This window comes from Marinobacter sp. EN3 (assembly GCF_000475315.1).
GTDB lineage: Bacteria > Pseudomonadota > Gammaproteobacteria > Pseudomonadales > Oleiphilaceae > Marinobacter > Marinobacter nauticus.
This window is the reverse complement of sequence record NZ_AXCC01000074.1, coordinates 147,043-159,019: the sequence shown is the minus strand read 5'-3', so window position 1 is coordinate 159,019 and position 11,977 is coordinate 147,043. Positions and strand designations below refer to the sequence as shown.

7 protein-coding genes and 1 pseudogene are annotated in these 11,977 nt (G+C 57.2%); 4 read left to right on the top strand and 4 right to left on the bottom strand.

Going from position 1 to position 11,977, the window contains the following annotated elements; all coding sequences use genetic code 11:
• The first annotated feature begins 105 nt into the window (after nt 1-105).
• On the top strand, nt 106-2,868 hold the full coding sequence (gene acnA, locus Q675_RS36115; protein WP_023012115.1) for an aconitate hydratase AcnA: 2,763 nt from the start codon (nt 106-108) through the stop codon (nt 2,866-2,868).
• Here the strand turns inward: acnA and Q675_RS36110 are convergent.
• The 4 genes and pseudogenes from Q675_RS36110 to Q675_RS36100 all read right to left on the bottom strand — a co-directional run bounded on the left by Q675_RS36110 (nt 2,865) and on the right by Q675_RS36100 (nt 8,550).
• Nucleotides 2,865-4,781, bottom strand: a complete 1,917-nt coding sequence (locus tag Q675_RS36110; protein ID WP_023012114.1) for an ATP-binding protein — start codon at nt 4,779-4,781, stop codon at nt 2,865-2,867. The two genes, acnA and Q675_RS36110, sit on opposite strands and share 4 nt — an antisense overlap.
• Before the next feature lie 12 nt (nt 4,782-4,793).
• Nucleotides 4,794-5,474, bottom strand: coding sequence for a sensor histidine kinase (locus tag Q675_RS38675; protein ID WP_413771522.1), 681 nt, complete (start codon nt 5,472-5,474; stop codon nt 4,794-4,796).
• Between the two features lie 108 nt (nt 5,475-5,582).
• Nucleotides 5,583-6,839: pseudogene (locus tag Q675_RS38670) on the bottom strand (GAF domain-containing protein); the annotation flags it as partial.
• Complete coding sequence (locus Q675_RS36100; protein ID WP_023012112.1) at nt 6,826-8,550, bottom strand: ATP-binding protein; 1,725 nt, start codon at nt 8,548-8,550, stop codon at nt 6,826-6,828. The pseudogene Q675_RS38670 and the gene Q675_RS36100, both read right to left, overlap by 14 nt.
• Nucleotides 8,551-8,711: 161 nt before the next feature.
• On the opposite strand from Q675_RS36100, the gene Q675_RS36095 reads away from it, so the two are divergent.
• The 3 genes from Q675_RS36095 to Q675_RS36085 are packed head-to-tail and all read left to right on the top strand — an operon-like array spanning nt 8,712 to nt 11,950.
• Nucleotides 8,712-10,397 carry a diguanylate cyclase gene (locus Q675_RS36095; protein ID WP_023012111.1) on the top strand — a complete coding sequence of 562 codons (1,686 nt, stop codon included), beginning with the start codon at nt 8,712-8,714 and terminating at the stop codon, nt 10,395-10,397.
• 24 nt (nt 10,398-10,421) lie between these two features.
• On the top strand, nt 10,422-11,561 hold the full coding sequence (locus Q675_RS36090) for a response regulator (protein WP_023012110.1): 1,140 nt from the start codon (nt 10,422-10,424) through the stop codon (nt 11,559-11,561).
• A complete protein-coding gene (locus tag Q675_RS36085; RefSeq protein WP_023009447.1) occupies nt 11,558-11,950 on the top strand; it encodes a response regulator in 393 nt (130 codons plus the stop codon). Before Q675_RS36090 ends, Q675_RS36085 begins: the two co-directional genes overlap by 4 nt.
• Nucleotides 11,951-11,977: the final 27 nt, after the last annotated feature.

The following is an 11,977-nucleotide window of genomic DNA, read 5'->3' as shown; positions in this document are numbered from 1 at the left end:
ACTGACAGTATTCACCGGGGTAATGCAGAACATTCACAGGACTACAGTTGAACTCTCGCCATTCGATGCAATAGTTAAAGGAGATTTCCGAAGAGGAGGCATCGCATGTCGAGTTCATCCCTGAGTAAAGACAGCCTGAATACTCTCTCCACCCTTAGCGCGGGTGGCCAGACCTACCACTACTACAGTTTGCCCAAGGCAGCGGACACCCTGGGCGACCTCAACCGCCTGCCGTTCTCCCTGAAAGTGCTGATGGAGAACCTGCTGCGTAACGAAGACGACACCACGGTCGACCGTTCCCACATCGATGCCATGGTGCAGTGGCTGAAGGACCGGAGCTCCGACACGGAAATCCAGTTCCGCCCGGCCCGGGTGCTGATGCAGGACTTCACCGGTGTGCCCGGCGTGGTGGACCTGGCCGCCATGCGCGAGGCCGTGAAGCAGGCGGGTAAAGACCCGGCCCTGATCAACCCGCTGTCGCCGGTGGACCTGGTCATCGACCACTCGGTAATGGTGGACAAGTTCGGCAATCCATCTGCCTTCAAGGAAAACGTCGCCATCGAGATGGAGCGCAACCAGGAGCGTTACGAGTTCCTGCGTTGGGGCCAGCAGGCCTTTGACAACTTCCGGGTGGTGCCGCCGGGCACCGGCATCTGCCATCAGGTGAATCTGGAATATCTGGGCAAAACGGTGTGGCAGAAACAGGTGGACGGTAAAACCATCGCCTATCCGGACACCCTGGTGGGCACCGATTCCCACACCACCATGATTAACGGTCTGGGTATTCTCGGCTGGGGCGTGGGCGGCATCGAAGCGGAAGCGGCCATGCTGGGCCAGCCGGTCTCCATGCTGATTCCGGAGGTGATCGGCTTCAAGATCACCGGCAAGCTGCGGGAAGGCATCACGGCGACCGACCTGGTGTTGACCGTCACGGAAATGCTGCGCAAGAAAGGCGTGGTGGGCAAGTTTGTGGAATTTTACGGTGATGGCCTGAAAGACATGCCGGTGGCCGACCGTGCCACCATTGCCAATATGGCGCCGGAATATGGTGCTACCTGTGGTTTCTTCCCGGTGGATGAACAAACCATCAACTACATGCGCCTGACCGGGCGGGATGAAGCACTGCTGGAACTGGTTGAAAACTACGCCAAAGCCCAGGGATTGTGGCGGGAGCCGGGTCACGAGCCGGTGTATACCGATACCCTGGAGCTGGACATGGGGGAGGTGGAAGCCAGCCTCGCCGGCCCGAAACGTCCCCAGGACAGGGTCGCGCTTACCAACATGAAGGCGTCGTTCGAGTTACTGATGGAAACAGCCGAGGGCCCGGCGGAAAGCCGCGAGGCCAAGCTGGAATCGGAAGGAGGTGGCACGGCCGTCGGGGCTCAGAGTGCCTATTTCGAGCATCCCGCCAGTCAGCCACTTCATATGAATGGTGAATCTACCCGGTTAGACCCGGGGGCGGTGGTCATTGCGGCAATTACCTCCTGTACCAACACATCCAACCCCAGCGTAATGATGGCGGCTGGCCTGATTGCCAAAAAGGCCGTGGGCAAGGGGCTGAAAACCAAGCCCTGGGTCAAAACCTCACTGGCACCGGGCTCCAAGGTGGTGACCGACTACCTCAAAGTGGCCGGCCTTCAGGATGATATGAACCAGCTGGGTTTCAATCTGGTGGGTTATGGCTGCACCACCTGTATCGGCAACTCCGGCCCCCTGCCGGATGAAGTCGAGAAAGCCATTACTGATGGGGATCTCACCGTGGCCTCGGTGTTGTCCGGTAACCGCAATTTCGAGGGCCGGGTGCATCCGCTGGTGAAAACCAACTGGCTGGCGTCGCCCCCACTGGTCGTTGCCTATGCTTTGGCTGGCAACGTACGGGTGGACCTTACCAAGGATCCTCTGGGCGCAGACCAGGATGGCAACCCGGTGTACCTGAAAGACCTGTGGCCAAGCCAGGCCGAGATCGCGGAAGCGGTCGAGAAGGTCAAAACCGACATGTTCCGCAAGGAATACGGCGAGGTCTTCGAGGGTGATGACATCTGGAAATCCATCAAGGTGCCGGAAAGCAAGGTATATGAGTGGAGTGACAAATCCACCTACATCCAGCATCCGCCCTTCTTCGAAGGCATGGGTGAACAGCCCGAGGCCATTGATGACATAAAGGATGCCAACATCCTCGCCCTGTTGGGGGATTCGGTGACCACCGACCATATCTCACCGGCCGGTTCCTTCAAGCCGGATACCCCGGCGGGCAAATACCTGCAGGAACATGGGGTAGACCCAAAAGACTTCAACTCCTACGGCTCCCGCCGGGGCAACCACGAGGTGATGATGCGCGGCACCTTTGCCAACGTGCGCATACGCAATGAAATGCTCGACGGCGTGGAAGGCGGCTTCACCAAATTTGTGCCCACCGGGGAACAAATGGCCATCTACGATGCCGCCATGAAATACCAGGAGCAGGGCACGCCGCTGGTTGTGATTGCCGGCAAGGAATACGGCACCGGCTCCAGTCGGGATTGGGCCGCCAAGGGCACCCGGTTGCTGGGCGTAAAAGCCGTGGTAGCGGAATCCTATGAGCGCATCCATCGCTCCAACCTGATTGGCATGGGCGTGATGCCGCTGCAATTCCCGGAGGGGACTGATCGCAAGAGCCTGAAACTCACCGGGGAGGAAACGATCAGCATTCAGGGACTGTCTGGCGAGATCAAACCGGGCCAGACCCTGACCATGACGGTGAAATACAAGGATGGCTCTACCGAAACCTGCGAGCTGAAGTCACGGATTGATACTGCCAACGAGGCAGTGTATTTCCAGCATGGTGGTATCCTGCATTACGTGGTGCGGGAGATGCTGAAAAACGCCTAGGCGGCCGGGACTTCCAGCCAGAAGGTGGCTCCCTGGCCAGCTTCTGACGTGAAGTCGACGTCGCCCTCCATCCTGGCCATCAGCTCTTTGGTGATGGCCAGGCCAAGGCCGGTGCCACCTTTGCTCCGTCTGTCCGAACTGTCGGCCTGGGCGAATTTCTGGAACATGCGCTCTCTGAATTCCGGAGCGATACCAGGTCCCTCGTCCTGCACGTAGATTCGGAGCCCTTGGCCATGCGGTTTTGTCCAGATACGAATCTGGCCGTTGACCGGTGAGAACTTGATCGCGTTTGACAGGATGTTGTTGAGTGCCTGTGCCAGCCTTTGCTTGTCCGCCTTAACCGTGGTTGTTGAAAGTTCTTGTGCGTTGAGAGTGATGTTTTTTTCGGTGGCGTAGTTCTGGATGTTTTCCAGACTTTCGGTGATCGCCTCAGACACAGGGAATTCGACCACATTGAAATCCATCTTGCCCGCAATCAGTTTCTCGATGTCCAGCAGGTCATTGATCAGAAAACCCAGCTGATCGCTGTTTCTTTGGGCGATCTTCAGCAATTGTTGTGCTTTTCCTGAAAGCTCTCCGACAGCATTGGTCGTTAACAGCGACAGCGCCCCGGAAATGGAGGTGAGGGGGGTTCTGAGTTCATGACTGACGGTCGAGATAAACTCGCTCTTTAATCGTTCCGCCTCTTTTCGTTGGGAGATGTCCTCGACGATGATCCAGATAACGGATTCTTTTCCCTGAAGGTCCAGGCGCAAACCGTGGAGCATGAGCGGCTGGAGAGTCCCATCTGCCATTGGGAAGAAGCCTTCAACTCCGGTGAAGCGAACCTGGCTTGCCAGGCGGTTGGATATTGAAGGTTCGCTGCGTTGTTTATCGCCGGAAAGGCTGCGCACATCGTCGAAATACCCGATGTTGTTGGCTTTCGAGTCCAGTATTCGGGTGAAGCCCGGGTTGGCCTGTAGCAACTCCCCAGAGATCGCGTCATAGAGGGCGATGCCGAACGGGGCGAGTTCAAACAGGCCCCAGAATCGGAGTTGCATCTGGCGATCACGGAGGATGAGTGTCGTTATCCAGAGTGTGCCGGCAATGATGATCAGAGTGACCAGGCCGAGCAGACTACGCAGCAGCCACGGAGAGTCCGGATGGTCCGGCCATCCATCCGCTGGCTGAGCGTAGAGCTTCCAGGAAAATCCCGGCATGGCCATGGTTGTTGAGACCGGCTCTTGCCAGGCTGCATCGGGCTCACCGAAAAACAAGCCTTCATCTATGTTGCCGGAGCCTGTCGTTGAGAGCGCAAAGACAACCTCGGGAGGGAGGCTGTCCAGCCCAATCGCGGTGTAAAGTCGATCCAGATCCAGAATGGCGGAGATAACGCCCCAAACCCGTCCCGTGTCGTTCTCGAAAATGGGAATACGCGCGGCCAGGCCCTGGCCTCCCTGCACCAGATTAATAGGGCCGCTGAAGACTGCTCGCCGGCTCTCCAGTAGCAGGGCCATTTGAGCCTGAGGCAGGCTCTGGCTTCGAAGATCGAGCCCTAGGGCGGCCTCATTGCCATTAAGAGGGTAGATGTGTTTGATGACAAATGCGGGGGCCAACCCGATGTTCAGCAGTTCCGGCGCCAGCTTGAAGATGACGGAAGCCAGCCGCTGAAATCGCTCTTCGCCGATGTCGGGTTGGACCGCAACGTTTGCGGCGAGCCCCCATACTGTCTGTGTGTTTTGCAGAATGGTGGCGCGCAGACGCAGCCCCAGATCATCTACCTTCTCTTGCCAGTTCGCCCGCACATCGGCCCGGTGTCGTTCCGTTGCGGTTGAGTCGATCGCCAGCGCGAGCCCGACCGTAAGCAGGCATACCGTTAATCGAGCAAGCCAGACCAGGCCGAAAAAAGCTTGTTCTTGTTTTTGTGTGCTCATGTCAATGCAAGCTCATGTTAAGGGTAACTCCAGCCAAAAGGTGGAACCCTGCCGCTCGGCCGAGTTGAACCCGACACTGCCACCCATCTTCGTCATGATTTCTCTGGTGATTGCCAGTCCAAGGCCGGTCCCGCCTTGTCCGCGGGTAACAGAGCCATCTGCCTGCGCGAACTTCTGAAAGATCCTGGATCGGAAGCTCTCAGGTACGCCGATCCCCTGGTCTTTCACCGAGATGCGGACCGCCGATTCTGACGATTCAATATCGACGAGGACTTCGCCGTGCTCGTGTGAGAATTTGACGGCGTTGGACAAAAGGTTGGTGAGAGCCTGTTTCAGCCGGATGCTGTCAAACAGCGCCGTGAGCCCCGGTGAACCGTCCCGCAGAGTGATGCGCACCTGACGCTGTTTGGCGAAGGGCTGGATTTCTTCAATGGCTGTGGTTACGCACGTTCCAATGTCCTGTTCCTCAGACGCGATGGGCATGTTGCCCGCAATCAGTTTTTCGATATCCAGGAGATCGTCTATCAGCAGCTTCAGGTGGTCGGCGTTGCGCTTTGCGATGGAGAGCATGTGACGGCTTTTCTCGTCGATGTTCCCCGTAACGCCACCCAAAATCAGCCCCAGGGACCCGGAAATCGAAGTGAGGGGAGTTCGCAATTCGTGGCTGACGGTGGAGATGAACTGATTCTTCATCTGCTCGGCTTCGTATCGCTCGTTGATGTCTACGATATAGCCGTGCCAGAGAATGCTGCCATCCGGCAGCTTTTCCGGGTTGGCCTGGCCCTCGACCCAATGCCAGTTGTGGCCTTGCCACTGAATTCGATAACGCTGGTGCCAACGGCTCAAAGTGTCTGCGGACTGTTGAATGCTCTCCGCAACCTGTGGAAGGTCTTCAGGGTGGATAACGCCGAAAACCGGACTGGCATCGTTTGCCGCAGCTTCGGCGCTGATGTTGTAGATCTGCTGGATACCTTGGCTGGTGTAGGGGAAGGTGCTGTGGCCGTCCGGCCAGAGACGGTACTGGTAGAGCATTCCCGGCGCGTTGCTGACGAGTTTTTCCAGGGTCTCGGCCTGCCGGGACTGGTGAATGGCGTCGGCGACCCAGCGGGCCAGCAGGTTTACAAACATCTTTTCCGTTTCGGTAAACGGTGGTTTGCGCGGTATGGAGGATGAAAAGTTCAGAGTTCCGAACAGTGTGTCATCTATCCAGATTGGCGCGGCCAGGTAGCTTTCCAGACCAAACTCGGCGTAGCAGGGATGATCCTGAAATCGCGAACGCCCCATGTGGTTGATGGCGAGCACGTCACCCCGCTCAAGAAGAATGGAGCAGTAGGTTTGCTCAACGGGCAAGGTGAGTCCGTTCTCAAGTGCCTCGTTTCGGCGCGCATGGTGCCAGAGTACGGTGTAGGCGCCACCATTGATTTCGCTGACAATGGCCGTTTCTGTTCCCAGGAAATGGTTGGCCTTGTTGAGCGCTAGCGGAATGGCAGTATCAAGATTGCCTTTCACTTCCAGAACGATTTCGTTCAGTGTATTCAGTGCACGGGTGCGCTCACTGTAGTAGTTGCCCAGCTCCTGAAACTGCAGTTCGCGTTCGATGATATCGGCCAGGTCTCTGAGTGTTTTCTCGTCCCGGTTCGAAAAGCCTCGAGGTTTTTTGTCGATAATGCATAGGGTGCCAATGCGAAAGCCGGAGCGGTCCTCCAGCGGTGCGCCCGCATAGAAACGGATGTGAGGTTCTCCCGTGACCAGGGGGTTGTCGGAGAAGCGTTCATCGGCGAGGGCATCGGAAACCACGAAGGCTTCGGATTTCAGGATGGCATGGCCGCAGAACGAAATGTCACGACCGGTTTCCCGGACTCCCAGGCCATAGCAGGACTTGAACCACTGGCGTTCCCGGTCGACCAGTGACACCAACGCAATCGGCACATCGAACGCCTCGGCGGCAAGCCTTGTTACCCGATCGAAGCGCTCCTCCGGGGGAGTGTCGAGCAGCTTTGTCGCCTCCAGGGCGGAGAGCCGTTGTGGTTCTTCGGGTGGGTACTCAGGTGACTTCATGATCAGGCTCCCTTGAGGTCTCCTGGCGGGGAATGTCGAGCCAGAAATGGGCCCCTTGCTGGTAATAGTAGCCCACTTGGCCGTGCATCAGATGGGCCAGCTCACGGCAAATGGCCAGCCCCAGGCCAGTGCCGGACTGTGCCTGTTTTGAGGATGGGTTGGCTTGTGCAAACCGCTCGAACAGATGTGGGATAAACTGCTCATCCACCCCCGGGCCGTGGTCCGAAATGATGAATCGGATGGTGTTCTGATTAACCGTCCGGGCGGACAGCTGAACGGCGGCGCCAGTGGGAGAGAACTTGATGGCGTTGCTGATAAAGTTGTCCAGTATCTGTCGGAGTCGCTGGGGGTCGGCTCGGACCACCAAGGGTTCAGGGGCCGGGACTGCGCACAAAGAGACACCATAATGGGTGGCCATTGAGCGATTGCCTTCAATGGCCTGCTCCAGGGCTTCACTGACCTGGATTGTGCCAATCTGCAACATCATTTTTCCGGCGATGGCTTTATTGAAATCCAGCAGATCTGAAATCAGCAGCTGCAGTTGTTCGCCGTTGCGCAGCGCTACTTCCACCATTTTCCTGGCCTTTTCCGGAAGCTCGCCGGCCGCCTCCCGGTCCAGCAGTTTCAAAGAACCGTTGATTGAGGTCAGAGGCGTTCTCAATTCATGACTCACGGTGGCCACAAACTGGTCTTTCATCTGGTCCAGAGCTTCCCGTTCCTCCATCAGCCGGTTGAAGGCCAGCGCGAGATTGCGGGTTTCCGGCGGGCCCTTGGGCTTCAAGCGGCGGGTATCCGATGCGCCGTCCACCATGGCTCTTATCCGTGTGGACATGTGTTCCAGGGGCCGGGTGGCAGTGCGCCCGAGTAGCCAGGCTGCTGTGGCCAGAATCAGTGCAGCCAGTACGCTGAGCAGCAGAAAGTTTTCAAATGAGGCCCTGGCCGGGCCAGTCACGCCTTCATAGGGCTCGGCGCGCAGAAACAACCAGCCGACACGCTCCAGATGACGGGTCGCATAAATCCAGCGTTTACCGGATTTGTCGGTCACTACCCCCGATGTGACGCCAGACAGCGCTGCGTCGATAATCAGGTTCTCGCCGGGTGGCGGTAGCTCAGGCATCGGAGCCCCTGGGGTCAGCGAATCCACCTGTGTGAAGTGCCCGGTATCGAGCACCTTGAAGATGGCGTTACTTTTTTCACTCAAGGAGTCGGGAATGATGCCGGATTCAGCCAGGTTGATGCTGCCGCCCGCCAAGCCCAGCAGATCGCCGTCGTCACTGACAATGGGAGCCAGAAAAGATAGCAGTGGCAATCCGGTGGTGCGGCCGATAATGGGACGGCTGATCACCGCTTGCCGGCTAGTCAGGGCTTCCCGGAAATGCGGGCGGTCTGAGTAGTCAGTGCCGATTCGTCTGGGCACAAAACGGTTCTCTGCAATGGCGACACCCTTGTCATCAAAAATGAGCAGGCCGCCTTCGAAATAGCGTTCAAGACTGGGCTGGCGCCCGAGAAGCTCTTTCAACTCAGGCAGAGGGCGCAGGTTGTCGCCGTCCGTGAGAAAAGCCGAGAAGGCCTTCAGTGCCTCCAGGCGAATCTGAAGCTGTTGGTCCACAATGCGCGCAGCCGAGTCGGTTTCCAGCAGCTGCCTTTGGGTCAGAACGTTCTCGAAATCCCTTACCAGCCCGTTGTAGGCAAAAAACAACACGGCTGCCATGGTCGCAATACTGCTGGAGATCGTAATCAGGGTAACGCGTATACCTAACGATGGGGATCTCAACGGTAATCCTTAGTGGCGTGGTCGAGAGCGGAAAAACGTGCTTACATAGAGCTTAGAGTATTTCCAGAGTCGGAAAAACCAGGATTCGGGGAGTTTTTTTGGATAACCAACGGCAAGACGACATCAGTGATCGCCTGAACGTTCTGAAACTGCGTTTTATCGAGCGTTTAAGGGGCGAGTTGACCTACCTTTCGGGGTTCGCGACCCTGATTCGAGAGGGCCGGGTGGATGAGCTGACCCTCAGCGACTGTAGTCAAAGGTTGCATAAGTTGGCGGGATCTGCGGGCACGTTTGGTTTCCCCTCCCTTGGAGAATTTGCGCGAGAGCTCGAAAAACGTCTCAAGCGGGAGCAAGAAGCTTTGGCGGAGGAATCCGACGCCCAGTTCGATTGTCTTCCCGTTGATGAAAATGTCGCCGACCAGCTTGAACTCCTGATTGGCATCGCCGATCTGGATAACCCGTTGTCCACGGAGCGGGAGCGATCGGCGCAAGCCGATGAAGAGCTGGTCTCCCATGGCATGCAGGTTCGGCTGATCGTGGTTCTTGATGCCACGGATCAATTGGCGTCCTTGCCGGATGAATTGCAGAAATACGGGTTTTCTGTCGAGACGATAGAGAGCCGGGAAGGCGTGGTGCAGGCTTCAAGTACTGATCCTGGTAATGCCGCAGCCGTGATCTGCAGCGATGCCAGTATTGAAAGTGTGGCTCGTTGGTTGGAGGCCCATCCCCGCGGCGCCTATCAGCCACCGGTGCCGGTTGTTTGCATCGGACAGGCCGAAAACTTCGATCGTCGCTATCACGTTGCCCAGCACGGGGCACGTGCGTTCATGTCGGCGCCGGTGGACCTGCCCGAACTGGTGGAGCGGCTGGAAACCCTGGTTCAGGAACTGGCCGCCGGCACCAAGGGCCGCGTGATGATCGTCGACGACGACCGAGAACTGGCTGAGCACTATTGCCTGGTGCTCAATTCTGCCGGTATTGAGGCCCATGCCGTATCTGACCCTTTGACGCTGCTGTCAGAACTCTATGCGTTCGAGCCTGAGCTGTTGCTGATGGATATTGAGCTAGGCGCGCATTCTGGCGTCATTCTGGCTCGGATGATCCGCTTCCATGCCCGCTGGTTGAGCCTGCCGATTGTTTACCTGTCTTCCGAAGATGATCCGGAGCGCCAGCTTCGTGCGTTGTCCGGCGGTGCCGATGAGTTCCTGGTCAAACCGATTTCAGACGATTACCTCATCCGGGCCGTCCAGATGCGCTGTCATCGGGCTCGGCAGCTGTCTGAGCTGATGAACCGCGATAGTCTGACGCGACTGCTGAAACACTCGGTAATCAAACAGGAAGTGGAAAGGGAGCGTCAGCGTTGCACCCGGGGCGATTACAGCTCTGTTGCGGTTCTGCTGGACATTGATCATTTCAAGCAGGTAAATGACACCTGGGGGCATGCACAGGGTGATGTTGTCATCCGGACTCTGGCCAATCTTTTGCGCAACCGGCTGAGGGAATCTGATGCCATCGGTCGCTACGGTGGTGAAGAATTTCTCGTGGTACTGCCGCATTGTGAGCCGCCAGCTGCCCTGCGACTTATGTCCGGTATTCTTGAGAGTTTTTCTGAACTGGAGTTTTCCAGTGAAGACGACGTGTTCCACGTGACGTTCAGCGCCGGGGTCGCAAAAATCAATGATTTTTCTGCCGGTGATCAAATCATTGAAGCGGCTGACAAGGCACTCTATGAGCGGAAACGAAACGGCCGCAATGGCGTTACGCTGTATACAGCTAACGCGTAGGTCAATCATGCTGCGGAGAATGCCTTGAAAGCATTGGTGCTTGAAGACGATGATCTCTTTTCGGAGCTGCTGGAGACCGTAGTGGCGGGGCTCCGTCCAGGCATGCGGGTGACGGTGGCGAGCCGGCTGTCTGAAGCCTTCCGATATGTTGAAGATGACGATTTTGATCTGATTATTGCGGACTGGAACCTGCCGGATGGCTCGGGGCTGGAGCTGGTTCGCAGGGTGCGTTCGGCTAAAGCGACCATGCCCGTTGTGATCGTCTCGGCCCGGGCCGATCGGGACTCCGTATTGAAGGCCGCCCATTACGGCATCAATGGCTATATTACCAAGCCGCTGGACGTTCGTGTCCTGCATAAGAAACTCACCGATCTCCTGTCCGATACTCCTGCGAAGCTGCCTTCGATCTCGAGTTATCTGGCCGATGCGCTGGAGAACATTACGCAGTTGCCGTCCGATCTGGATGCTGCTGAGATTCTGGATTTATTCCGGCGTCAGGACGAGCTTTCTGCATCACAACTTGCGGAACGATGGCGGGATCAGCCAGCGTTGACATTACGTTTGCTGGATGTCGCCAACAGTACGTCGTTTCGCCGCACGGGGGAGCCTCTGGATACAGTCCGGGACGCGATCAGTTCGATCGGGGTTGCGATGGCGTTGAACCAGGCGTTGGCATTGTCACTGGATGTTTCCAGAAACATCCAGCATCTGCCATTGCGTGCACGGGCTGACACGTTTTACGAGCAGGCGTTCACTGTTGCGACCTCTGCCCAGGCTATGGCGCTGAGACTCAAAAAGCAGCCGATGCTGTTCCAGCAGGCTGGCCTGCTCAGTCGCCTTGGTGAGATGGCCCTGGTCAAAGTGCTGGATGAATACGTGGCGCTGGGTGGCGAGGTGGAGGAGGCCGCGTTTGAAGCCCTGTTTCGGGAATGGTCCGCACCGTTTGGAAATCGACTGAAAATTCACTGGCATCTGCCACTTGGTTTGAGAGAGTTGATTGGTGCAGTGCATTCGCTTGGTTCTGACTGTACCCGTGAAAACCGACTGTTGATGAGGGCGGCCTCTCTGGAAGCGGCGGGTGAGAAAGCCGGCGAAGAATGCCAGCGTTTACTGCGACGGCTGGGCCTGGATGAGACAAAATCAGAGGAGTTAAAGCCCTCGTGAGTCAACAAGTTGATCGCGTGCTTTACGTTGAGGATGATGAGGACATTCGCAGTGTGGCTGAGCTGGCACTGGTGGATGTGGGCGGCTTCGATGTCTGCCTGTGTGCCTCCGGTCAGGAAGCCCTATCACGCATTGAGGAATTTGGACCGGATCTGGTTTTACTGGATGTGATGATGCCGGGTATGGATGGGCCTCAGACTCTGAAAGCCTTGCAGCAGCGCCCGGAGGGGCTGAATATTCCGGTTATCTTTATGACCGCTCGTTTACAGCCCTCGGAAATTGAGGAATACCGGTTGCTGGGCGCCATCGGTGTCATTCCGAAACCCTTTGATCCCATGACTCTGGCCGATGATATCCGGCGTCTGGTGGCCGACAACCCGGAGCGTTGAAGCGGGTGCGTCGTCATTGGTTTTAGG

Bases quoted from the DNA above. Each gene is read 5' to 3' on its own strand.
- Q675_RS36110 (WP_023012114.1), bottom strand. From the start codon at position 4,781: ATGAGCACACAAAAACAAGAACAAGCTTTTTTCGGCCTGGTCTGGCTT.
- Q675_RS36100 (WP_023012112.1), bottom strand. From the start codon at position 8,550: ATGGCAGCCGTGTTGTTTTTTGCCTACAACGGGCTGGTAAGGGATTTC.
- acnA (WP_023012115.1), top strand. From the start codon at position 106: ATGTCGAGTTCATCCCTGAGTAAAGACAGCCTGAATACTCTCTCCACC.
- Q675_RS38675 (WP_413771522.1), bottom strand. From the start codon at position 5,474: ATGAAGAATCAGTTCATCTCCACCGTCAGCCACGAATTGCGAACTCCC.